The following is a 23,528-nucleotide window of genomic DNA, read 5'->3' as shown; positions in this document are numbered from 1 at the left end:
GTCAGTCGTCGGCCAGCAGGCGTCGCACCACGGCGTCCGCCAGAAGCCGCCCGCGCAGGGTCAGCTCCACCGATCCGCGCAGGGCGGCTCTCGCGTCTACCAGACCGTCGGCGATGAGACCCGCGACGGCGGTGCGCCCGCGCCCGTCGAGCTCGCCCGTCGACAGGCCGTCCCGGATGCGCGTGAGCAGCAGCACGCGCTCCACCCGCTGCGTCTCGGCGTCGAGCGTCTCGCGTCCGGCCGCGGGAGACTCTCCCGCGAGGATGCGCCCGGCGTAGGCCGCCGGATGCTTGACGTTCCACCAGCGCACGCCGCCCACATGGCTGTGCGCACCGGGCCCGACGCCCCACCAGTCGTGGCCCTGCCAGTACGCGAGGTTGTGACGGGAGCGGTGCGCGTCGTCGGTCGCCCAGTTGCTCACCTCGTACCAGCCGTAGCCGGCGTCGGCGAGGCGCGCATCCGCCAGTTCGTACATGTCGGCCTGCAGGTCTTCGTCGGGCTCGGGCACGACGCCGGACTTGATCTGCCGCGCCAGCTTGGTCCCGGGTTCGACGATCAGCGAGTAGGCCGAGAGGTGGTCGGGAGCGCACGCGATCGCGGCAGCGAGCGAGCGTGACCAGTCGTCGAGCGACTCCCCCGGCGTCCCGTAGATGAGGTCGAGGCTGACCTGCAGACCGGCGTCACGCGCCCACTGCACGACGAGCGGCACGCGCTCGGGGTCGTGAGTGCGCTCGAGGGTCGCGAGCACGTGCGGCACGGCCGACTGCATCCCGAACGAGACCCGCGTGAAACCGGCGTCGGCGAGCCGGAGGAGGTACTCCGCGTCGACCGAGTCGGGATTGGCCTCAGTGGTGACCTCGGCCCCGGGGGCCAGACCCCAGGCGTCGACGACCGCTCCGAGCATCCGGGTCAGGTCGGTCGAGGGCAGCATGGTCGGGGTCCCGCCCCCGAAGAAGACGGTGGAGACGGGACGTTGCGGCAGTCCGCTGGCCGTCAGTGCGCCGGCGGCGAACCCCACCTCATGGATGGCGTGGCTCGCGTAGTCGCTCTGCGAGACGCCGCGCAGTTCGGTGGAGGTGTACGTGTTGAAGTCGCAGTATCCGCAGCGCACGCGGCAGAACGGCACGTGCAGGTAGACGCCGAAGTTGCGCCTGCTCGCATCGTCGAGCGTGGAGGCCGGGAGGAGGCCGTCGGCGGGTGCCGGATCGCCCAGCGGCAGAGCACCGGGCACGTCAGACCGACCGCACGGGAAGGAGCGAGCGCAGGTATTTGGCGGTGTAATGGCGCTGCACCAGCCGCAGGATCGGCGACGTCGCCCGGAAGAAGCCGTTCGCCGGCTGCGAGAACGCCCGCAGCACGAACCACACGGAACCGTCGTCGCGCCGCTCGACGATGAACGCCTCTTCGCCGCTCTCCGGATGCCCGTGAAGAGTCCCGTATGCGAACCCGACCCGATTCTGCTCGTCGATCACGTAGACGACCCGGATGGGCGCCGACACCTTCAGCGGCCAGAACGGGATTTTCAGCACAGCGGTCATCCCGTTGACGATGTAGGGCGAGCCGTCGTCCGCGAACACCGCCTCGGCCTGCCGGTGCTCCTGCAGCTTGGCCGGAGTGCCGTCGGGATTGAAGATCACGCCCTCGTACTGGACGCCCGTCCCCTCCTGCGCCTCGGTGACCCGGATGCCGCTGCCGCGCTGCACCCCCCACGTCATCAGCGCGCTCACCGCGGTCTTGAACCGCTCGTCGCCGCTGCCGAGCCGCGCCTGCCGTTCGATCGGCCGGTAGCCCTTCGGCGGGTAGTAGAGGAGGTCGGCCGCCTGGGTGCCGCCCACCGCGCCGTACGTGACGGGCTGATCGGTGAACGTGGAGCGTCGCATGCCTCAACTTTACGAGAGTCTGATGCAGCTCACCTCACTTTGGGGGGCGCCCGCTCTCTGTGCCGGGCCCTCCGGCTCGGATACTGTGTGCCCAGACCCGCGCGAGCGGCGCGGGAAAGGGGTGGTGATGGGCGTTCGGAGACGAACAGCGGTTGCGGTCTCGTCGCTGTGCGCCGTGCTCGCGCTCACCGGATGCACGCCACAGGCGTCCGCTTCGGCCCCAGCGGCCCAGGCGACGCAGCAGGCACCGGCTGCGCCCGTGGCGTCGACCCCGTCCCCTGAACCGAGCTATCCCACCTGCGCCTCGCTCGTCCCGTCCTCGACGCTCGCCCGCGTCGATCCGGCTCTCGTTCTCCAGGCGCCCATCGGCTACACGATCGCGCCACCTGCGGACGGCGCCCTGCCGAACACGCGAGCGGTCTTCCTGTCCGCGGTGAACCCGCCATCGGCGACGACCGTGCTCGCTGCGCTGCGGGCCGGCTATTTCGACTGCGAGTGGGGGGATCCGCCCTCGTACCTCCACTACCTGCGCGTCGCTGTGCTGCCGGATGCTGCAGCGTCCTTCGATTCCGCGACGAGGTCGAAGGTGTACGACATCGCCACCTTCGACGAGCTCGCTGAGGGAACGCGCTCGGTCGGAGGCTGCTCGAACGGGGACGGCCGGTCCTGCGACATCGAGACGCTGTCCGGCACCACGTGGATCTCGGCCCACGAGTCCAGCAGTGACGTCTCCGCTGGGACCTCCTCGTTGTTCAGGGCGAGGCTCGAGTCGATCATCCACTCGTCGATCGCTGTGGTGGCCGCTGCCGGGCCGCTCGTGTCGGCACAGCACCAGCCGACGTCGCGCTGGCAGTCTCCGGGAGACTGTTCCGTGATCGATGACGCGGTTCGCACGATCGTTCCGTCCACCCGGTCCGACCACGTGAAGCAACGCCTCGAATCGACGGACGCCTACGATCCGGTGTTCCGCGCTGCCGTGGTGCAGTCCGGAGGGTTCGCCTGCAGCAGCGGGACGGTGAACGTCGTCCCCGGCGCAGACGCCTCAGCGCCGGTGGTCTACACGTCGGACGCGACCACGCCGGTCGCCGTGACCATCCCGGGCGTCGTCTCGGCCCGCGACAGCTGCGTCGCAGCCGATGCCGCCCAGTGCTGGACCGAGGGCTACATCGATCACGCGCTGGTCACGGTCTCGAATCGTCCCTCCGCACCGGAGCGCCATGCGATCCTCGCGGCCATCGCGGCAGCCGGCGCGGCCGGCTGACGCAGCCTCGGTACCGCGGCTACTTCTTGTCCTTCTTCTCCGTGTCGCCGGAGAGCGCCGCGATGAACGCCTCCTGGGGGACCTCGACACGCCCGACCATCTTCATGCGCTTCTTGCCCTCCTTCTGCTTCTCGAGGAGCTTGCGCTTGCGGGTGATGTCGCCGCCGTAACACTTGGCGAGCACGTCCTTGCGCATGGCCCGGATGCTCTCGCGAGCGATGATCCGCGCCCCGATGGCGGCCTGGATCGGCACCTCGAACTGCTGGCGCGGGATCAGCTCGCGCAGGCGGCCGGTCATCAGCACACCGTAGGCGTACGCCTTGTCGCGATGCACGATCGCGCTGAAGGCGTCGACCTGCTCCCCCTGCAGCAGGATGTCGACCTTGACCAGGTCGGCCTCCTGCTCGCCGGCGGGCTCGTAGTCGAGCGACGCGTAACCGGCGGTACGGCTCTTCAGCTGGTCGAAGAAGTCGAACACGATCTCGCCGAGCGGCATCGTGTAGCGGATCTCGACACGGTCCTCACCGAGGTACTCCATGCCTAGCAGTGCGCCGCGACGGCTCTGGCAGAGCTCCATGATCACGCCGACATAGTCCTTCGGCGCGAGGATGGCGGCCTTCACCATCGGCTCCTCCACCTTGGCGATCTTGCCGCCCGGGAACTCGCTCGGGTTGGTGACCGTGATGGACTTCTTGTCCTCAGTGGTGACCTCGTAGATCACGCTGGGCGCGGTCGTGATGAGGTCGAGACCGAACTCGCGCTCCAGTCGCTCGGTCACGATCTCAAGGTGGAGCAGGCCGAGGAAGCCGCAGCGGAAACCGAAGCCGAGGGCGACCGAGGTCTCCGGTTCGTAGACGAGCGCAGCATCCGAGAGCTTGAGCTTGTCGAGCGCTTCGCGCAGTTCCGGATAGTCGCTGCCGTCGATCGGGTACAGCCCCGAGAAGACCATCGGCTTAGGCTCGGTGTAGCCGGGGAGGGCTTCGGTCGCGGGCTTGGCCGCGGTGGTGATCGTGTCACCGACCTTCGACTGGCGCACATCCTTCACGCCGGTGATCAGGTAGCCGACCTCACCGACACCGAGGCCCTTGGACGGGGTCGGCTCGGGCGAGCTCACACCGATCTCGAGGATCTCGTGGGTCGCCCTGGTCGACATCATCTGGATGCGCTCCCGCGGCGACAGTTTGCCGTCGATCATTCGCACGTAGGTGACGACGCCGCGGTAGCTGTCGTACACCGAGTCGAAGATCATCGCTCGCGCCGGGGCGTCTTTCGCGCCGACGGGCGCGGGGATGAGTTCGACGACGCGGTCGAGGAGCGCTTCGACCCCCATGCCGGTCTTGCCCGAGACGCGCAGGACGTCCTCCGGCCGGCCGCCGATGAGGCTGGCGAGCTCGGCGGCGTACTTGTCCGGGTCCGCCGCCGGCAGGTCGATCTTGTTGAGCACCGGGATGATCGTCAGATCGTTCTCGAGCGCCAGGTACAGGTTGGCGAGCGTCTGCGCCTCGATGCCCTGGGCGGCGTCGACCAGCAGGATGGCACCCTCGCACGCGGCGAGCGAGCGCGACACCTCATAGGTGAAGTCGACGTGCCCCGGCGTGTCGATCATGTTCAGGACGTACGGCTGGGCGGCGTCGTCCGCCCACGGCATCCGGACCGCCTGGCTCTTGATCGTGATGCCCCGCTCACGCTCGATGTCCATGCGGTCGAGGTACTGCGCGCGCATGTCGCGGTCGGAGACGACGCCGGTGATCTGCAGCATCCGGTCGGCCAGCGTCGATTTGCCGTGGTCGATGTGGGCGATGATGCAGAAATTTCGGATGAACGCCGGATCGGTCGCGGCGGGCTCGAGGGCCTTCAGAGCTCGTGGTGACATTGTGGGGCAATTCTCCCATGCGGGAGGGGTGCTTCCCTACTCGGCGTCGGAGAGGTCCCGTTCGAAACGCTCGGAGCGCTCCACGACCTCGCCGTGGTCGCCGACCCAGCGGTACACCTCGGCTCCTTCGATGAAGACGCGCTCCGCCCGCGAGTTCACGTCGAGCGGGTCGCCCGACCAGACGACGACGTCTCCGTCGAGGCCCGGGGTGAGCGAGCCGACGCGGTCGTCGAGCCTGAGGAAGGCGGCGGGGTTCACCGTGAGGGCCTCGAGTGCGGTCTCGCGCGGCAGCCCTTCCTTCACGGCGAGCGAGGCCTGGTGCACCAGGAAGTTGACCGGAACGACGGGGTGATCGGTGGTGATCGCGACGCGGACGCCCGCAGCGGCGAGCTTGCCGAGGTTGGCGATGGCGCGGTCCCGCAGCTCCACCTTCGAACGCGAGGTGAACATCGGGCCGAAGATGACCGGGATGTCGCGCTCGGCGAGCACATCGGCGATCTTGTGCGCCTCGGTGCCGTGGTTGATGACCAGGCGGTAGCCGAACTCGTCGGCGAGGCGGATGGCCGTGGCGATGTCGTCGTGGCGGTGGGTGTGCTGGTCCCAGGCGAGCTCGCCGTCGAGGACGCGCACCAGGGTCTCCTTTCCCAGGTCACAGGCGAACGGCTTGCCCTCGGAGATCGCGTCGTCGCGCAGCGCGCGGTAGTTCTGCGCCTCGACGAACGCCTCGCGGATGATCATGGCGACACCGAGGCGGGTGCTCGGGGTCACGTTCTTCGCGCCGTAGACGCGCTTCGGGTTCTCGCCGAGGGCCGATTTCACGCTCACGGCCTCGCGGATGACCTGCTCGTCGATGGTCCGGCCGCCCCACGACTTGATCGCGACCGTCTGCCCGCCGATGGGGTTGCCGGAGCCGGGCTTGACCACGATGGAGGTGACGCCCCCGGAGAGCGCGTCCCGGAATCCTTCGTCGTCGATGTTGACGGCGTCGATCGCGCGGACGGCGGCGGTGTTCGGAACGGTCATCTCGTTGGTGTCGTCGCCGGCGGGACCGTTGGCCTCTTCGTGGATGCCCACGTGACCGTGCGACTCGATGAAGCCGGGCAGCACCCACTTGCCGGTGGCGTCGACGCTCTCGACCCCCGCCGGAACCTGCACATCCGTGCCGACCGCGGTGATCCGGCCGTTCTGGATGAGGACCGTTCCGTTCTCGATGGGATCCCCGGCGACGGGGACGATGTAGGCGTTGACGATGGCGACGGCTGCAGTGGTCTTCATGCATTCGAGCCTACGCCCGGGAAGTTCACACGGAGCAACCACCTGGGCGGAACGGGGCGGGAGGTGGAATCGGCTGTCCGGGGCGGCAGGTCGGGAATGGAGCGCGATCGTTCGCGTTGGATGACAGCATGAGCATTCTCCTGACCGGCGCGACCGGATTCATCGGATCTTCCGTCCTCTCCCGTCTCCTCGACGAGGGCTACAGCGTGACGGCCCTCGTGCGCGACCGCGCCAAGGCGGACACTGTGGAAGACGCTGGAGCCACCGCCCTGATCGGCGATGCCACCGACAGCGATCTCATCGCCCGGGCGGCACGCGAGAGCGACGGCGTGATCCACCTGGCCTCGGCCGAGGACCTGGACCCCGTCTTCATCGAGGCGGTCCTCCGGGGCCTGGAAGGCAGCGGCAAGCCGTTCGTGCACACCGGCGGCATCTGGAGCTACGGCTCGAACGCCGACATCACTGGCGACTCCCCCGCCGACCCGCCCGCGATCACGGCATGGCGCGGCGCGACCGAGGCCCGCGTGCTCGCGGTCGACGGCATCCGGACTGCCGTGGTCGTGCCGTCCATCGTCTACGGCCGGGGGACCGGGATTCCGAACGTCATCGTGGATGCCCCGCGCGGCGAGGGAGCGCGTGCAGCGCTCCGGACGATCGGCGACGGTTCGCAGCACTGGGCGACCGTGCACGTGGACGACCTGGCCGCACTCTACGTGCTCGCCTTCGAGAACGGGGACGCCGGTGCGGTCTACATCGGTGCGAACGGAACCAACCCGACGGTACGCGAGCTCAGCGAAGCGGCGGCCGAGGCGGCCGGCATCGCGGCTGTCGAGGCGGAGTCGGACGACGAGTCGCGCAAGCGCCTCGGCGGAGCCTTCGCCGACGCCCTGCTGCTCGACCAGGAGGCGAGCGGTTCGAAGGCACGGATCGACCTCGGCTGGGAGCCGAACGGCCCGTCGCTGGTGGAGGAGCTCACGTCCGGCTCGTACGCGTCGCGCGAGGGCGCGGCCGCCTGATCGCGGGCGCGTTTGGTCTGAGGGTCCCGCGCTGGTAAAGTTGTTTGTTGGCTTGCGTGTGGGTTCCGTTTCCGCACGACTGCCGCAAGGCGCCCTCTCTCGCTGAGCGGCACATCCGAAACTCACTTACGAACGAAAGTACCCACACGTGGCAAACATCAAGTCGCAGATCAAGCGCATCGGCACCAACAAGAAGGCGACCGAGCGCAACAAGGCCGTCAAGAGCGAGGTCAAGACCGCCGTTCGCGCCACCCGCGAGGCCGTCGTCGCCGGCGACAAGGACAAGGCGACCGCCGCACTGAAGGTCGCGGCCAAGAAGCTCGACAAGGCCGCCAGCAAGGGCGTGCTGCACAAGAACCAGGCAGCGAACCGCAAGTCGGCCATCGCCAAGCAGGTCGCGAGCCTCTAAGCGTCACGCTTCCACGGGCCGAGCCCCGTGAGTCGAAGAGCCCCCGTCATGACGACGGGGGCTCTTCGCGTTCGCGGGGCTCTGGCGAGCCGGCGGCCGGCGGCCGGATGGCCGGCGGGCTGCCAGGCCCGGCGGCGGGCGGCGTCCTGCCGACGGGCCGGCGGGATGGTGGGGGCCTGCGGGATGGCGGAGAACTCAGTCGCGACCGCGGGCGCTGACGATGCGGATCATGCGCTCAAGGGCGAAGACGGGGTCGCGGCCGCCGCCCTTGACGTTGGCGTCGGTCTCGGCGAGGACTTCGATGCAGCGCCCGAGGCCGTCTTCGGTCCAGCCGCGCAGGTCGCGCTGTGCGCGCTCGACCTGCCAGGGCGCCAGCCCGAACTTCTGGGCGAGCTGCCCGGAGCCGCCACGCGCACCGGAGACCTTGGCCATCGTGCGGATCTTGCTCGCGAAAGCGGCCACCATCGGCACGGGGTCGGCGCCTGACGAGAGAGCGTGACGCAGGCTGACGAGGGCTTCGCCGTGCCGGCCGGCGATCGCGGCGTCGGCCACCTGGAACGCGTTGGTCTCCATGCGGCCGCCGTAATACTTGTCGACCGTCGCTTCGGTGATCTCGGCCGCGGTGTCGGAGATGAGCTGCTGGCAAGCCGCCGCGAGTTCGGCCAGGTCGTCGGCGAACGCCGACGTGATGGCCCGGAGCGCGGCCGGCGCGATCTTCTTGCCCGCTGCTTTGAACTCGGCTTGGGCGAAGTCGTACTTGTCGGAGTCCTTCTTGAGCTCGGTGCAGATGACTTCGATACCGCCGCCGGTTCCCGCGCGGATCGCGTCGAGGAGCTTCTTGCCGCGCACGCCGCCACCATGACGCAGCACGACGACGGTGCCGTCGGCCGGGTCGTTCAGGTAGTCGAGCATGTCGCTCAAGAAGACGTCGTTGCACTTCTCGACGTTCTCGACCCGGATCAGCCGCGGCTCGCCGAACAGCGACGGGCTCGCGAGGGTGAGCAGCTCCCCCGGTGCGTAGTCGTTGGCAGCGAGATCGCTGATCTCGAGGCTGGGGTCTTCGGCCTTGAGGCTGTCGCGCAGCGAGCGGATCGACCGGTCGGCGAGAAAGCCTTCGGGCCCCGACACCAGCACCACCGGTGCCGACCGGATCTGGTGCCACGCGAGCTGCGGAATGGCGACCGCCGTGCGCCCTGTGCTCGCGCTCGCCCTGCTGCTGCCTCGTGCTGCCACGTTCCTCCTCGGTCTCGTCCAGCATACGGGGAGCCCCTGTCATCGCGCGGGACGGCAGCGCCGTCCGCGGCCCCGGCATCCGGGTGCTCGGACCACAGCGCAACACGCCCCGGCGCCGACCCGGGCGAGACCAGGAGGAGCCCCTGGCTATCGGTGCGCGCGGACGCCGTGCCGGCCGCCGCCAGCAGCTCGAACGCCCGCTTTGTCGGATGCCCGTAGCCGTTCTTCTCCCCGACCGACAAGAGACCGAGCGTCGCGCGAAGCCGTCGATAGAGCGCGCCGCTCTGGTCGGCGGAACCGTGGTGCGCGACTTTGACGACATCGACCGCGCCGAGCGCGCCGGACGCGAGAAGCGCGTCCTGAGAGCCCTCGCCGAGATCGCCGAGGAACGCAGAGGTGAGCCCACGGCCCTCGACGACGAGAGTCACGCTTCCCGCGTTCCCGCTCAGAGCAGACGCGGCCGGTGCGACGGCGGGCGGCCACACCACGCGCCACGCGAGCCCGCCCAGTGCGCCGTGCAGCCCGGCGGTGCCCTGGACGATCCGGGCACCGCCGGCCCGGAGGCCCGCGAGCGTCCGCTCATCCGCCGCGTCATCCGTCTCTCCGACGACCGCGGTCGTCACGCGTCCGACGACCGCGGACACCCCTCCCACGTGGTCCGCGTCGTAGTGCGTGAGCACGAGGAGGTCGAGGTGCGCGATGCCGAGCCGATCGAGGCAGGCCGAAGCCGGCTCGGGCGTGCGTCCGACGTCGATCATGGCGAAGCGGGCACCGTCTCGCAGCACGAGAGCGTCGCCCTGACCCACATCGCAGGCGGCGATCTGCCAATCCGATGGCATCGCCAACCTGCGGCCGAGCGCCTCTCCCCCGAGCGAGCCGGCGTAGCCACCGGCACCGGCGATCAGGCTTCCCGTCGCAACGACGACGATGATCCCCCGGCCTCGCGGGCGTCGTGCGAGCGCGACGATCGCGACGGCGATCACCGCCGCCGCGCACAGCACCACGCCGAGCGGACCATCCAGCCACGGCAGGGCGGTCCCGGGCAGTGAGGAGGCCGTGCGGGCGACTGCCGCGATCCACGCGGACGGCGCCCACGCCGCCCAGACCAGAGCCTGTCCGAGGACGGGCGCGACCGGGAGGACGAGGCAGGCCGCGAGGCCCACGATCGTCGCGAACGGCGCCGCCGGTTCTGCGAGGAGGTTGGCCCCGACGCCGTAGAGGGGCAGAGTCGGAGACAGCAGGATCAGGACCGGCTGACAGGCGAGCTGGGCAGCCGACGGGATCGAGACCACGATGGCCAGGCTCCGGGGCATCCACCGGGACAGGACGTCAGCGAGCGGCCGTGCGAGCACGAGGAGCCCGGCCGTCGCCAGCACCGACAGCGCAAAGCCGTAGTCACGAGCCAGCCAGGGATCATGTGCGAGCAGGAAGATCACGGCGAGCGACAGGACGGGGACGCCCTGAGCGGGTCGTCCGCGGGCGAGGGCGATGAGGACGACGACCGCCATCGTCGCCGCGCGGATGACGCTCGCTCCCGGCGTCACGAGCACCACGAATGCGATCAGGGCAGCGAGTGACGTCATCACGCGCATCCCGCGCCCGAGACCGGCGAAGCCGCAGACGACGAAGACGATTCCGGTGACGAGTGCGCAATTGGCTCCGGAGACGGCCGTCAGATGACTGAGGGCACTCAGCTTCATCGCCTCGTCGAGTTCGGGACCGACCGCGGCGACATCCCCGATCGAGAGCCCGGGCAGGAGGGTTCCGCCTTCGCCCGGGGTCAGCGCGGCCGCCGCGGAGAACCCGGACCGCAGCACCGTGGTCCACTGAAGCCAGGGCGGCGGTTCGCGGGACACGACGGGCGCATCGCGCGCGGACAGCGTGAAGGCCGTCGACTCCCCCGGCTCGTTGGGACGCACGCTGCCGGAGACCCGCACCGACGAGCCGAACGCGATGCCGCGCGCCTGTGCGGCCGACATCGAGGCGATCACCGAGACCGGAGCGGCCGACGCGGAGGTCACGCCGCTCGTGGTGACAGACACGGCTGTGCCCTTCCACATCCAGCGCAGCGAATCGTCGAACCCGCCGCCGACGCGATGCGGCGTCGTGTCCGCACGCAGCTCGAGCTGGACCTCGCCGCCCGTCCGCGCCGCTTCCTGCAGCACCGACGGGACTCGTCGTGGCGCGTCTGCGGCGATCGAGGTGAGGGCCAGCGCCACGGAGACGAGGGATAATGCCGACGCCGTCCACGAGGCGCGGACAGCGGCCCGGGCGAACCGTCGGCGGCGGGGAGGAGCCGAGGTCGGGGTGACGGAGGGTCGTCCGACGGCGCGACGCACCGCCATCGTGCCGACCATCGCGGCGCCGGCCGCGGCGGTGCCCCACGCGACGGCCGCGGTGATCCCCGCGACCTCCGGAGCAGCGATCACGAGAACGCAGACCACCCACATCGCTGCGGCGGGGACCGCCAGCCGAAGATCGACCCTCATACGGTGATCCGATCGGACAAGCCGTCGAAGAGCTTCTGCCCGATGCCCGTGACCTTCAGGAGATCCGCCGGCGCAGAGAAGCGGCCGTTCGCGGCTCGCCAATCGATGATGCGTTGCGCCAGCGCGGGACCGATCCGAGGCAGCGTCTCGAACTCGACCTGCGTGGCCGTGTTGAGGTTCACGAGCGCACCACGTGCCGCACCGCCGGCACCGGCCCCGCCAGCACCGGCCGCGCCACCCGTGGCTGTGCCGCCCGGTGCGGGCGGGGGCACCTCTCCGACCTTCGGCACCACCAGCTGTTCACCGTCGGCGACCGGCCGGGCGAGATTGATGCCCGCCACCTCCGCGTCGTCAGCCAGGCCGCCCGCCGACGCGACGGCATCCACCACGCGCGATCCGGTCGCCAACGACACCAGCCCGGGGCGCTTCACCGCGCCGAGCACGTGCACGAGCAACTCGGTGCGTGGGCCGTCCACGCCTTTCGCACCGTCCGTCTCGGGGACCGAGGACGGCCGGGCGAGTTCCGTGGCGCTTCCCCGCTGGCCGAAGGCATTGAACAGCACCGCTGCGACGAGCGCCACGATCACGAGCACGACCCCGGCGCCCAGCCCGATCCGCACCCGAGCGGAGCGCGCCCTCGGCTCGAGCGTCAGGCCGGCGTCCGCGTCCCGTCGCGGCCCGGCGACGGCATCCGGCGCCGCTCCCACCGCCGACGCAGCCGAGCCGGCACCTGCATCCACCCCATGTCGCATCCCCTCACGCTACGAAGGTCCGGACGTCCTGACCCGGCTTCGACGCGACCGGTGGAAAAGCGGCGGCGGCCCTCCGCTGTGGAGGACCGCCGCCGCATCGCCGAATCCGCGGACCGACCGGGCGCGACTATGCCCGGGGCCTCGTCGCGATGTTCACCAGACGGGGCGCACGCACGATCACGTTGACGATCTCCCGATCGCCGACCGAGCGCTTCACCGCGTCCGAGACGCGGGCCAGCGCCTCCAGCTCGTCACCCGAGACCTTCGGCGACACCTCGAGCCGGTCGCGCACCTTGCCGTCGACCTGGACGACCGCCGTCACGGACTCCTCGATCAGCAGCGTCGGGTCGGGTTTGCGCCACTGCGCCAGGGCGACCGACGGCTCGTAGCCGAGAATCGACCACATCTCTTCGGCCGTGTACGGCGCGAACAGGTTCAGCGCCATCGCGGTGACCTCGGCGGCCTCGCGCACGGCGGGGTCGGCCGGACCGGCACCGGTGTCGATCGCCTTGCGGGTGGTGTTCACCAGCTCCATCAGGCGCGCGACCACGACATTGAACTTGAACGCCTCGATCAGCCCGGGCGCATCTGCGAGGAACCGATGGGTCGCGCGGCGCAGCCGCTGGTCGCCGTTCTTCCAGACCGCGTCGGGCGCGCTGGTGACATCGTTGGCCACCCGCCAGGCGCGGGCCAGGAACTTCGCACTGCCCGAAGGCGACACGTCGGCCCAGTCGATGTCGTCCTCCGGCGGACCGGCGAACGCCATCGTCAGGCGCACCGCGTCGACGCCGTGCTCATCGAGCTGGTCGGACAGCTTCACCAGGTTGCCGCGGGACTTGCTCATGGCCGAGCCGTCCATCAGCACCAAGCCCTGATTGAGCAGGGCGGTGAAGGGCTCGGTGAAGCTCAGGTAGCCCTGGTCGAACAGCACCTTGGTCATGAACCGGGAGTAGAGCAAGTGCAGGATGGCGTGCGTCACGCCGCCGATGTACTGGTCGACGGGCGCCCACTTCTCGGCCTCGGCGGGGTCGAACGCCTTCGTGCTGTCGTTCACCGACAGGAAGCGCAGGAAGTACCACGAGCTGTCGACGAAGGTGTCCATCGTGTCCGTGTCGCGCTTGGCCGGCCCGCCGCACGTCGGGCACGTCACATTCACCCAGTCGGATGCCGCGCCCAGCGGGCTGGTGCCCTTGGGCTGCAAGTCGAGCCCCTCCGCGGGCGGCAGCTGCACCGGCAGGTCCGCCTCCGGCACCGGCACCTCTCCGTCGACCTCGCAGTGGATGATCGGGATGGGCGTTCCCCAGTAGCGCTGGCGTGAGATCAGCCAGTCGCGCAGGCGGAAGTTCTTGGCCGGTGCGCCCAGCGAGCTGCCTTGAAGCGCCTCGGTGACGCGGCGGATCGCGTTGGACTTGCTCAGTCCGTCGAATGGGCCCGAGTTGATCAGACGGCCTTCGCCGGCGAGGGCGACGCCGGTCTCCGACGGGTTCTGCAGCGGCAGGTCGTCCGGCAGGATCGGCTCGCCGCTCTCCGGGTCGGTGTGGATGACCGGGATGGCCCCCGTGACGGGCTGATTGGTGTCGACCACCACACGCACAGGCAGGTCGAAGGCTCGCGCGAAGTCGAGGTCGCGCTGGTCGTGCGCGGGCACGGCCATGATCGCGCCGGTGCCGTAGTCGCTCAGCACGTAGTCGGCCGCCCAGATGGGCAGCTCCTCGCCGGTCAGCGGGTTGGTCGCGTGGCGCTCCAGGAACACCCCGGTCTTCTCACGATCGCTGCTCAGGCGGTCCAGCTCCGTGGTGCCGCGGACGGCCTCCAGATATTCGTCGAAGCGGGCTCTGACCTCGGGTCGGGCATCCTGGACCAGCTCGGACGCCAGGTCGGAGTCGGGCGCCACTACCATGAACGTCGCGCCGTAGAGCGTGTCGGGGCGGGTCGTGTAGACCGTGATCGGCTCGTCGCGCCCCTCGATCGCGAACTGCACGTCGGCGCCGGTGGAACGGCCGATCCAGTTGCGCTGCATGCTGATGACCTTGGACGGCCACGCGCCCTCCAGCTGGTTCAGGTCGTCGAGCAGACGGTCGGCGTAGTCGGTGATGCGGAAGTACCACTGGGTCAGCTTCTTCTTGGTGACCAGGTGGTCGCAGCGCTCACAGCGCCCGTTGACGACCTGCTCGTTGGCCAGGACCGTCTGGTCGAAGGGGCACCAGTTGACCGAGCTCGCCTTGCGGTACGCGAGGCCCTTCTTGTACAGCTGCAGGAACAGCCACTGGTTCCAGCGGTAGTACTCGGGGTCGCTCGTCTGCAGCACGCGGTCCCAGTCGAAGCTGGGGGCGTAGCGGCGCATGCTCGCCTTCTGCTGGGCGATGTTGTCGTTGGTCCACCCGTTGGGGTCGAGGCCGCGCTTGATGGCGGCGTTCTCGGCGGGCAGCCCGAAGGAGTCCCAGCCGATCGGATGCAGCACGTTGAAGCCCTGCTGACGCCAGTAGCGGGCGATCACGTCGCCCAGCGCGTACGCCTCGGCGTGGCCCATGTGGAGGTCGCCCGAGGGGTACGGGAACATGTCGAGCACGTATTTGCGCGGACGCTTGTCGGCCGGGTCGTCCGTCGCGAACGGCTTCAGGTCTTCCCAGACCGGAAGCCATCTGTCTTGGATGGCGGCGAAGTCGTATTGCGCGCCGTCGGCCGGCGCGGTCGCTGAATCGTGCTCGTGTGCCACGTGACTCTCATTCATAGGTTCTTTGCCTCTCGCCTGGGAGACGGCCGAAGACGATGAGCGCCGGGCGCTCAAGCATCCAGACTACTAAACGTTCGCGGAGGCCGATCCGTTCCCGAGTGCCACGAGGCCGGCAGCCGAGAACAGCGCACGGGCCTTGATCGCGACCTCCTCGAGCTCCTCCTCGGGCACCGACAGCGCAGTGATGCCGCCGCCTGCGCCGATCGTGACGCGGCCGGGTCGCACGGTGATGCTCCGGATGACCATGGCGAGGTCGGCCGCACCGTCGAGCCCGAGGTACCCGAAGCACCCGGAGTAGATGCCGCGCTCCCCCTGTTCGAGACCGTGCAGGATGCGCATCGCGCTCAGTTTCGGAGCCCCCGTCATCGACCCGGCCGGGAAGCACGCGGCGATCGCGTCCACCGCCCCGAGCCCGTCGAGCAGCCGCCCTTCGACCGTGCTGACGAGCTGATGCACCTGCGCGTAGCTCTCGACCGCGAGCAGGTGGTGGACCTCCACGGAGCCGACCTGGCACACGCGCCCGAGGTCGTTGCGCATCAGGTCGACGATCATCACGTTCTCGGCGCGCTCCTTCTCGCTCGCCTCCAGCTCGGCGCGCAGCTCGACGTCCCGGGCGACGGTCGCGCCTCGCGGCCGAGTGCCTTTGATCGGCTTGGTGCGCATCCGGCCGTCGGCGCGTACGGCGAGGAACTGCTCCGGCGACGAGCTGACGAGCGACACCCCGGCGATACGCAGCATCCCGCCGTGGTGCGCCGGACTCGCCTCACGAAGGCGCAGCTGCAGGGCGAGGTCGTCGACCTCGAGCTCCGCGCGCGCCTGGTTGGTGAGGCAGAGCTGGTACGCGTCGCCGCGCCGGATGGCCTCCTGGCAGTCCGCGATCATCCGGAGATAGTCGGCGTCGTCGTGCCGCCAGGTCGCGAGCCCCGGTGTGGCACTCGGCGGGTGCGCCTCGCGGTACGCCGCGGCGGCTCCGGATGCGGTGCTCAGCACCGCGCGCACGCGCGCAGCCCAGTCCTCCACCCCGGCCCCGTCGAGGGCCAGCAGCTCGACCGTGCGGCGCTCGTGGTCGAACGCCAGGGCGCGCTCCGCGAACAGCATCGCCGCATCCGGACCCTCGGTCGCCGCGACGGGCACCCCGCAGGCGGCCGCGCCGCTCTCGTAGCCGAGCCAGCCCAGCCAGCCGAGGGCGAACGACGGCTCCGCCGTGCGGGGTTCGAGGCGCCCGTGGCCGTCGAGGTCGGCGCGCAGGAAGTCGAGCATGCTGCCGGGAACGCGCACCGTCGAACCACCCCGGTGCACCGTGACCGCGCGCTCGGCCGACGCGGCTTCATCCGGCAGCGAATAGGTGGCCACCCGCTCGCCGGACGCCAGATAGCTCGAGCCGCTCACCGCATCCGGTCCGGCATCGAGCCAGACCGCGTGCGGCACGTCGGCGAACAGCGCGACGAAGGCGTCGGCAGGGTCGACCCAGCCCTCGAGCGGGAACGTGCGGAGTCGGGGAACCACCTGCATTAGCCTAGGCGAATGGCTGCGAGCACGACCCTTCTCGACTGGCGCGACGGCGAACTGGTCGCGCTCGACGACTGCGACGTGGCCGAGACCGGCGTCGAAGCGGCCGATTCGTTCCTCGTGGCAGGCGGCTCGGTGCTCGCGATCGGGCTGCATCGCACGCGCTTCATCGAGTCGGCGATCGAGCGAGGATTCGACGGACGTGCCGAGCTGGAGGCGTTCTGGGAGGCGGGCCTCGCGGCGATTCCGCGCGGAGGCGACTGGTTCCCCCGGTTCGAGTCCGTGACGGTCCGGGATGCTCCGCGGCTGCGCTTCCGCCTGCGCACCGCCCCCGAACGCACAGGCCCGATCGTGGTCGCGACGGCCGCCACCGATCCTCGGCGGGCGCCGCACGTCAAGGGACCCGACCTCGAGGCTCTGAGCAGGCTCCGGCAGGAGGCTCAGCACGCCGGTGCGCAGGAGGCGGTCATCCTCGACAGCGGTCGTGTGAGCGACGGCTCGACGACGGCGCTCCTCTGGTGGCGCGGCAACACCCTCTACGCTCCCCCGCTGGTCCTCCCGCGGGTGGACAGCGTCGCTGCACGCACCGTGCGCGGGGTCGCGGCGGCGCTCGGCGTGCCGGTGGACGAGGAGGCGGTCGCTCCGGCCGAACTCGAGGGATGCGTCCTCTGGGCGGTCAACGCGCTGCACGGCATCCGGGCGGTCACCGCGTGGGTGGACGGGCCCTCGCTCGCTCAGGACCCGGCCCGGACGGCCGCGTGGCGCAGCCGTCTGCAAGCGCTGGCGCGCCCCCTCCAGCCCCGCGTGCGCTAGGCCGCGCGCTCTAGGCCCGCCCGCTCGAGCGCCGCCGTCAGGAGACCAGGTGTCCGTCCTCCAGCCGGAGACGACGGGTGATCAGCTCAGCCGGCACCGGCGTGTGCGAGATGAGCAGTACCGTGCGCCCGTCCTCCGCGGCCGTCGTCAGGATGTCGCGCACGACCCGCTCGGCGACACCGGCGTCGACGTTCGCGGCCGGCTCGTCCACGACCAGCACGGGGAAGCCGGCCAGGATCGCTCGCGCCAACGCGATCCGCTGGGCCTGCCCACCGGACACCAGGGCGCCGTGCTCCCCGACCGGAGCGTCGAGACCGCCTCGCTCGGCCGCCCACTCGCCGAGGCCGACACGATCGAGCACGGCGAGCAGGTCCGCGTCCGTGGCGGTGTCGCAGGCGAAGAGCAGGTTCTGCCTCAGGTCGGAGTGGAACAGGTAGGGACTCTGCTCGCAGAGGCCGATCACGCTGCGCACGTCGTCCTGCCGGGCATCCCGTGCCTCGACCCCGTCGAGCGTGAACGACCCGTCGTAGTCGATGAAACGGGTCAGCACGTGCGCGAGCGCGGTCTTGCCGGCCCCGGTCGGCCCGCTGAGCACCACTCGTTCACCCGGCTCCAGACGCGCTGACACTCCGTGGAGCACGGGTTCCGGTTGACCCGGCCAGGTAGCGGAGACGTCACGGAGCTCGACCACCGGGACACGGCGGAGGTCGAGGGCCGCCGGCGCGGCCCGGTCGACGGGAATGCCTGCGGGCACCGTCGCCGGTGCGGTCGCGGCGATGCGCTGAGCGCTCGCGACCACCTGGCGACGCGCGCCCAGTGCGAGCGGAACCATCCCGAACACCTCGAACACCGCCAGCGGAAGCAACGCGACGACGGCGAGCGTCGGCGCGTCCAGCCGGCCGGACTGGAGGGCCGGGATGCCCGCCACCAGTGCCAGCGCCGTCGCGGCCCCCGCGAGCACGGACACCACAGCGTTGGTCAGTCCGGCTCCGGCGGCCCGGGAGCGCACGGCCGCCGTCAGCCGGCCACTCACCTCCGCCACGCGGCGTTCGGCGCCGGGGAGCGCCCCGAACGCGGTCAGCACGTCGAGGTTGCTGACCAGATCGTGGATGCTGTCGCCGACCGCGGCCCGCAGCGGAGCGATCCCACGCTCTGCGCGGCCCGAGACCCACCGGTTCACGAGGGTGCCCACCCCGAACGCGAGGAGGAGGGCGACGAGCAGCGCGATCCCCGCCTCCGGCAACAGTACGAACGCGGCGACGACGGCGACCAGCGCGACGACCGTCGACGTCACCAGCGGCTGGACGACCCGGAGCGAGTGGTTCTGCAGTTCGTCGACGTCGTCGGCGAATCCGGAGAGCAGATCGCCGCGGCGGGTGTCGCCGAGCCCGTCCGGCGCCAGAGGCACCAACCGGGCGAACAGCTCAGCGCGGATGACGGCCAGCCGGCGGAAGGCCGCGTCGTGCCCGGCCAGTCGCTCCAGGTAGCGGAAGAAGGCGCGGCCGAGGGCGAAGGCCCGAACGCCGACCACCGCCATCGACACATAGATCAACGACGGCTGCTCGGAGGCCCGCGTGATCAGCCAGGCGGAGACGGCGAGCAGAGCCACGGCACAGCCCGCGCTGAGCACGCCGAAGGCGACGCCACGCCAGAGGAGGCGGAACGGCGGGAGTGCCAGGCGCAGGATGCGACGGGTCTCGGACGCGTCGGCGATCGTCTCAGGGGACACGGCTCAGCACCTCCAGCGTCAGCACGGTGTCGGCGGCAGCGACCACGGCCTCTCGGTGGCTCACGACGAGTACGGTCCGCCCCTCGGCCGTTACACCGCGCAGCAGCTCGATCAGCCGGGACTCGGTCGCGTCATCGAGCGCCGAGGTCGGTTCGTCGAGCACGAGCACGGGACAGTCCTCGGCGCGCATCCGGTAGAGGGCGCGGGCGACCGCCACCCGCTGGGCCTGCCCACCGGAGAGACCGCTGCCGCCGACGCCGAGCGGAGTCTCCGGGTCGAGCTCGGCGGCGGCGGCGAGGCGGAGGGAGGCGTTGACGAGGTCGGCATCGGGATCGGCAGCTCCGAGGGCGACGTTGGAGGCGACTGTGCCGGCGACCAGACCGGGACGCTGCCCGGCCCAGGCGATCAGGCCCCGGCGACCCGCGGCGTCTGTCGCCCGGCCGATCGCGATGCGACCCGCGAACGGCACGAACCCGAGGGCGGCGGCGACGAGACTCGACTTGCCCGTGCCGCTCGGAGCGCTCAGCACGGTCAGCTCCCCCGGCACGACCTCGGCCGAGAAGTGCTCGGCGACCGGACGCGTGTCGTACTCGATCGTCACATCGTCGAAGGTCAGCCCGACCGGGGCCGTGTCGCGTCTGGAGCCGGGCGGAGACGCGGGCGGCATAGGCGGCACGGCCGTCGCGCGGTCCGCATCCAGGATCTCGAACGCGCTCTGCGCTGCCTCCATGCCCTCGGTCGCCGCGTGGTACGAGGCGCCGACATTGCGGAGGGGCAGGAACGCCTCGGGCGCGAGCAGCAGCACGAACAGCCCGACCGACAGGTCGAGCTGGCCGTTCAGCAGTCGGAGCCCGATGGCCACGGCGACGAGCGCCACCGACAGGCTCGCGGCCAGTTCGAGCACGAAGCCCGACAGGAACGACATGCGGAGCACCTTCATCGTGTGGGAGCGATAGTCCTCGCTGACCGACCGGATGCGCGCCGACTGCCGGTGCTGCCGCCCGAAGATCTTCAGGGTCGAGAGCCCGTCGACCACATCGAGGAACCCGCGCGACAGCGTCGACAGAGCGGCCCACTGGCGTTGCTGCGCCGCCTGGGTCGCCCAGCCGACCAGCACCATGAACACCGGGATGAGCGGCAGCGTCGCCAGCACGATGATGCCGCTCGTGACGTCCTGCCAGAAGATCGTGCCGAGCAGCAGCGGGGTCGCCAGCACGGTCAGGACGAGTTGCGGGAGATACTTCGTGAAGTATCCGTCGAGAGCGTCGAGCCCGCGACCGACGGTCAGGGTGACCTCCGCCGTGCTGCGGGCGCTCAGCCAGCGCGGCCCGAGCCGCCCGAGTGCGCCGACCAGGGCCTCCCGGAGCTGCCCGATGACCGTCGCCCCGCCGCGCGCGGCAGTGGTGTCGGCGAGCCAGCCGAGGACACCGCGCAAGAGGATCACCAGCACGAGCATCGCGAACAGGCCGCTGGTGGCGGCGAGTCCGTCTCCCGCGATCGCCCGCACGACCAGCTGGGTGACCAGCCAGGCGAAGGCGATGACGCATCCGGTCTGCAGCAGTGCGAGCAGCCCGCCGGCGGCGAGGGTGCCGCGCACCGCGGTGGCGTAGCGCAGGAGACGGGGGTCGAACGGGCGCACGGTCAGGTGGCGGCCGCGGTGGCGGGCGCTTCCTCCGGGATCTGGTCGCGGGTGATGCGCTTGCGGAAGATCCAGTAGGTGAAGGCCTGATAGAGCAGGATGAGCGGCAGGAAGATCAGCGCCACCCAGCTCATCACGCTCAGCGTCACCGGGGTGCTCGACGCGTTGGCGATCGTGAGGCTGTTCTCCGGGTTCGGCGACGACGGCATCACATTCGGGAACAGGGCCGCGAACAGGGACACCACGGCGAGGGCGATGGTGGCGGCCATGAAGGCGAACGACCAGCCCTCGGAGCCGCGCAGGTTCGCGAGCCAGGACACGATGAGCGCGACGGCCGCCAGCGCCGCGAGGATCACGAACACGACCGAGAAGTGCGCGATCGCGGTCCAGAGGAGGAAGGCCGCCGCGACGAGGATGGCGGCGGCACCCGAATTCGTCGCGAGCCGGCGGGCGCGCTGCCGGATGGGTCCGTCGGTCTTGAGCGAGACGAACACCACGCCGTGCGTGAAGAAGAGGAGCAGGGTGGTCAGACCGCCCAGCAGTGCGTAGCCGTTGAGCAGATCGAAGAGCGTGCCGACGTAGTTGTGCTGTGCATCCAATGCCACCCCCTGCACGATGTTCGCGAAGGCGACGCCCCACAAGAACGCGGGGACCGCCGAGCCGACGATGATCATCCCGTCGAACCACTTCTTCCACCGTGAGTCCGGCCGCTGGTGCCGGTACTCGAACGACACACCGCGCGCGATGAGCGCGAGCAGGATGAGCAGGAGCGCCAGGTAGAACCCGCTGAAGAGCGTCGCGTACCACTCGGGGAAGGCGGCGAACAGCGCGGCGCCGGCGACGATCAGCCAGGTCTCGTTGAGATCCCAGACCGGGCCGATCGTGTTGATCAGCACGCGACGGTCGACTTCGTCCCTGCCGAGGAACGGGAGGGACATCCCGACCCCGAAGTCGAAGCCGTCGAGGACGAAGTAGCCGACGAAGAAGAAGGCGATGATGCCGAACCAGAGAATTGCCAGATCCATCAGTGCCTCCTAGTAGACCGTCGCGACCGGGACATGCTCGCCCTCTTCGTCGAGGTGCTCCTCGGCAGGGGCGGGGCCCTTCTGGGCAGCACGTTTGATGAGCCGGAACTCGACGACGGCGAGCACACCGTAGATGGCGGTGAACGCGACCAGCGAGAGCAGCACGGTGAGTCCGGTGACCTCCGGCGAGACACCGTCGGCCGTCTTCATCAGGCTGAAGACGATCCAGGGCTGCCGGCCCATCTCGGTGAAGATCCAGCCGACGGTCATCGCGAGCAGCGACAGCGGGAACGCCCAGATCGGGATCTTCCAGATCCAGGCCCGCGCGGGGCTCCGGCCCTTGCGGGTGATCCAGAGGCCGACCACAGCGATGAGCACGTGCAGCAGGCCGAGCCCGATCATCCAGCGGAACGCCCAGTAGGTCACCCAGATGATGGGCGTGTAGTCACCGGGGCCGTACAGCTGCACGTAGTGCGCCTGGAGGTCGTTGATGCCCTCGACCGTGCCGTCGAGCGTGTGCGTCGACAGGAAGGAGAGGAGGTACGGGATGCGGATGCTGAACAGCTCGTGCACGCCGTCCGGCGTTCCGAGGGTGAAGATCGAGAACGAAGCGTCCGCCCCCGTCGACGTCTTGTAGAGCGCCTCCGCCGCGGCCATCTTCATCGGCTGGGTCTGGACCATCGCGAGACCCAGCTGGTCTCCGCTGAGCACGGTGAGGGCGCCGGCGCCGACCATCAGCCACAGTCCGAACTTCAGAGCGGGGCGCATGGTCTCGAGGTTCTGCCGGCGCGAGAGATGCCAGGCGGCCACTGAGATGATCAGCCCGGCCGACACCATGAAGCACGCGAAGATCGTATGCGGGAACGCCGCCAGCGCGACCTTGTTGGTGAGCACCGCCCCGATGTCGGTCAGTTCAGCACGCCCGCGTGCCTCGTTGAGCTTGAAGCCGACCGGGTTCTGCATGAACGCGTTGGCCGCGATGATGAAGTAGGCCGACAGGATCGACCCCACCGCGGTGATCCAGATGGTGGCGAGGTGCAGCCCTCGCGGCAGTTTGTCCCAGCCGAAGATCCACAGCCCGATGAACGTCGCCTCCAGGAAGAACGCCAAGAGGCCTTCGAGGGCGAGCGGGACGCCGAAGACGTCGCCGACGAACCGCGAGTAGTTGGACCAGTTCATTCCGAACTGGAACTCCTGCACGATGCCGGTGACCACGCCCATCGCGAAGTTGATCAGGAAGATCTTGCCGAAGAAGTGGGTGAGCTGGAGGTAGTGGACTTTGCCCGTGCGGTACCAGGCCGTCTGGAAGATCGCGACCGAGGTGACAACGCCGATCGTCAGCGGGACGAACAGGAAGTGATAGATCGTCGTCAGCCCGAACTGCCAGCGCGACAGCAGGAGCGGATCCAACCATTCGTTCACAGCATGTCCACCAATCCCCATCGGTTCTACGCTCTGTAGAAGTCAATTTCTACACAGTGTAGAACATTCTCAGCGAAGCCGCGCTACCCTGGAACCATGGCGAATCTCGGTGAACTGGAACGAGCGGTGATGGACGCTCTGTGGAACAGTGGCGCCCCGATCTCCGCCAACGAACTACGCGACAAGCTAGCTTCATCGCGAGGCGACGGCAAGGGTCCGGCGCTCACCACGGTGCTCACGGTGCTCTCCCGGCTCGAGCAGAAGCACTTCGTCGAACGCGACCGCGACGCGCGCCCGCACGTCTACTTCGCGGCGCTCTCCCGCGCCAGCCACGTCGCCGACCTCATGAACGAAGTGCTCGAGACCTCCTCCGACCGCACGGCGGCGCTGGCGTACTTCGTCGGCTCGGTCGACGAGTCGGAGGCCGAGACCCTGCGCCGCCTGCTCGCTGCGCGCTCGCAGTAGCATC

General features: G+C 70.0%; 17 protein-coding genes and 1 pseudogene. 5 read left to right on the top strand and 13 right to left on the bottom strand.

From position 1 onward, the window contains the following. Position 1: 1 nt before the first annotated feature. Together hemW and ACFVV5_RS03690 are read right to left on the bottom strand one after the other, a co-directional pair. On the bottom strand, positions 2 to 1,231 hold the full coding sequence (hemW, locus tag ACFVV5_RS03695) for a radical SAM family heme chaperone HemW (protein WP_387239151.1): 1,230 nt from the start codon (positions 1,229 to 1,231) through the stop codon (positions 2 to 4). 1 nt (position 1,232) lies between these two features. Continuing rightward, positions 1,233 to 1,880: a DUF1990 family protein gene (locus ACFVV5_RS03690; RefSeq protein ID WP_387239148.1), complete on the bottom strand. Its 648-nt coding sequence runs from the start codon at positions 1,878 to 1,880 to the stop codon at positions 1,233 to 1,235. A gap of 127 nt (positions 1,881 to 2,007) precedes the next feature. Between ACFVV5_RS03690 and ACFVV5_RS03685 the strand changes: the two genes are divergently transcribed. Next, on the top strand, positions 2,008 to 3,141 hold the full coding sequence (locus ACFVV5_RS03685; protein ID WP_387239145.1) for a hypothetical protein: 1,134 nt from the start codon (positions 2,008 to 2,010) through the stop codon (positions 3,139 to 3,141). Positions 3,142 to 3,160: 19 nt separating this feature from the next. Here ACFVV5_RS03685 and lepA read toward each other — a convergent pair whose 3' ends face one another. Both lepA and ACFVV5_RS03675 read right to left on the bottom strand, forming a co-directional pair. Further along, the gene (gene lepA, locus ACFVV5_RS03680; protein WP_387239142.1) at positions 3,161 to 5,014 is read right to left on the bottom strand and encodes a translation elongation factor 4; all 1,854 of its coding nucleotides are present in this window, start codon (positions 5,012 to 5,014) and stop codon (positions 3,161 to 3,163) included. Positions 5,015 to 5,050: 36 nt separating this feature from the next. Further along, entirely contained in the window at positions 5,051 to 6,289 is a 1,239-nt protein-coding gene (locus tag ACFVV5_RS03675; protein WP_387239139.1) for an amidohydrolase, read from the bottom strand. 128 nt (positions 6,290 to 6,417) lie between these two features. Here ACFVV5_RS03675 and ACFVV5_RS03670 point away from each other — a divergent pair, with 128 nt between their 5' ends. Next, positions 6,418 to 7,305 carry an NAD-dependent epimerase/dehydratase family protein gene (locus tag ACFVV5_RS03670; protein ID WP_387239136.1) on the top strand — a complete coding sequence of 296 codons (888 nt, stop codon included), beginning with the start codon at positions 6,418 to 6,420 and terminating at the stop codon, positions 7,303 to 7,305. A gap of 148 nt (positions 7,306 to 7,453) precedes the next feature. After that, positions 7,454 to 7,714 carry a 30S ribosomal protein S20 gene (gene rpsT, locus ACFVV5_RS03665; protein WP_387239133.1) on the top strand — a complete coding sequence of 87 codons (261 nt, stop codon included), beginning with the start codon at positions 7,454 to 7,456 and terminating at the stop codon, positions 7,712 to 7,714. Positions 7,715 to 7,909: 195 nt separating this feature from the next. Here the strand turns inward: rpsT and holA are convergent, their stop codons facing one another. From holA to pabB, 5 genes and pseudogenes are all read right to left on the bottom strand, one after another. Then, on the bottom strand, positions 7,910 to 8,947 hold the full coding sequence (gene holA / locus ACFVV5_RS03660) for a DNA polymerase III subunit delta (protein WP_387239130.1): 1,038 nt from the start codon (positions 8,945 to 8,947) through the stop codon (positions 7,910 to 7,912). A 470-nt stretch (positions 8,948 to 9,417) separates the two neighbouring features. Further along, positions 9,418 to 10,926 (bottom strand): annotated as a pseudogene (locus tag ACFVV5_RS03655) (ComEC/Rec2 family competence protein); the annotation flags it as partial. A 506-nt stretch (positions 10,927 to 11,432) separates the two neighbouring features. Beyond that, positions 11,433 to 12,188: a helix-hairpin-helix domain-containing protein gene (locus tag ACFVV5_RS03650; protein ID WP_387239127.1), complete on the bottom strand. Its 756-nt coding sequence runs from the start codon at positions 12,186 to 12,188 to the stop codon at positions 11,433 to 11,435. Positions 12,189 to 12,315: 127 nt separating this feature from the next. Next, on the bottom strand, positions 12,316 to 14,904 hold the full coding sequence (gene leuS, locus ACFVV5_RS03645; protein ID WP_387239124.1) for a leucine--tRNA ligase: 2,589 nt from the start codon (positions 14,902 to 14,904) through the stop codon (positions 12,316 to 12,318). 84 nt (positions 14,905 to 14,988) lie between these two features. Then, a complete protein-coding gene (gene pabB, locus ACFVV5_RS03640; protein WP_387239121.1) occupies positions 14,989 to 16,428 on the bottom strand; it encodes an aminodeoxychorismate synthase component I in 1,440 nt (479 codons plus the stop codon). An 18-nt stretch (positions 16,429 to 16,446) separates the two neighbouring features. Here pabB and ACFVV5_RS03635 point away from each other — a divergent pair, with 18 nt between their 5' ends. Then, positions 16,447 to 17,244, top strand: coding sequence for an aminotransferase class IV (locus ACFVV5_RS03635; RefSeq protein WP_387239118.1), 798 nt, complete (start codon positions 16,447 to 16,449; stop codon positions 17,242 to 17,244). A gap of 37 nt (positions 17,245 to 17,281) precedes the next feature. Here the strand turns inward: ACFVV5_RS03635 and cydC are convergent, their stop codons facing one another. The 4 genes from cydC to ACFVV5_RS03615 are packed head-to-tail and all read right to left on the bottom strand — an operon-like array spanning position 17,282 to position 23,059. Then, positions 17,282 to 18,973: a thiol reductant ABC exporter subunit CydC gene (gene cydC, locus ACFVV5_RS03630; protein ID WP_387239115.1), complete on the bottom strand. Its 1,692-nt coding sequence runs from the start codon at positions 18,971 to 18,973 to the stop codon at positions 17,282 to 17,284. Next, positions 18,963 to 20,612 carry a thiol reductant ABC exporter subunit CydD gene (gene cydD, locus ACFVV5_RS03625; protein ID WP_387239112.1) on the bottom strand — a complete coding sequence of 550 codons (1,650 nt, stop codon included), beginning with the start codon at positions 20,610 to 20,612 and terminating at the stop codon, positions 18,963 to 18,965. The genes cydC and cydD overlap by 11 nt, the downstream gene beginning before the upstream one ends. A gap of 2 nt (positions 20,613 to 20,614) precedes the next feature. Then, the gene (gene cydB / locus ACFVV5_RS03620; RefSeq protein ID WP_387239109.1) at positions 20,615 to 21,637 is read right to left on the bottom strand and encodes a cytochrome d ubiquinol oxidase subunit II; all 1,023 of its coding nucleotides are present in this window, start codon (positions 21,635 to 21,637) and stop codon (positions 20,615 to 20,617) included. A 9-nt stretch (positions 21,638 to 21,646) separates the two neighbouring features. Then, entirely contained in the window at positions 21,647 to 23,059 is a 1,413-nt protein-coding gene (locus tag ACFVV5_RS03615) for a cytochrome ubiquinol oxidase subunit I (RefSeq protein WP_387239106.1), read from the bottom strand. Positions 23,060 to 23,155: 96 nt separating this feature from the next. Between ACFVV5_RS03615 and ACFVV5_RS03610 the strand changes: the two genes are divergently transcribed. Continuing rightward, positions 23,156 to 23,524 (top strand): BlaI/MecI/CopY family transcriptional regulator, encoded by a 369-nt coding sequence (locus ACFVV5_RS03610; RefSeq protein ID WP_387239103.1) that lies wholly within the window; start codon positions 23,156 to 23,158, stop codon positions 23,522 to 23,524. Positions 23,525 to 23,528: the final 4 nt, after the last annotated feature.

This window comes from Leifsonia sp. NPDC058248, assembly GCF_042881905.1.
In the GTDB taxonomy this organism is placed as follows: domain Bacteria; phylum Actinomycetota; class Actinomycetes; order Actinomycetales; family Microbacteriaceae; genus Leifsonia.
This window is presented reverse-complemented; position numbering and strand designations above follow the sequence as displayed.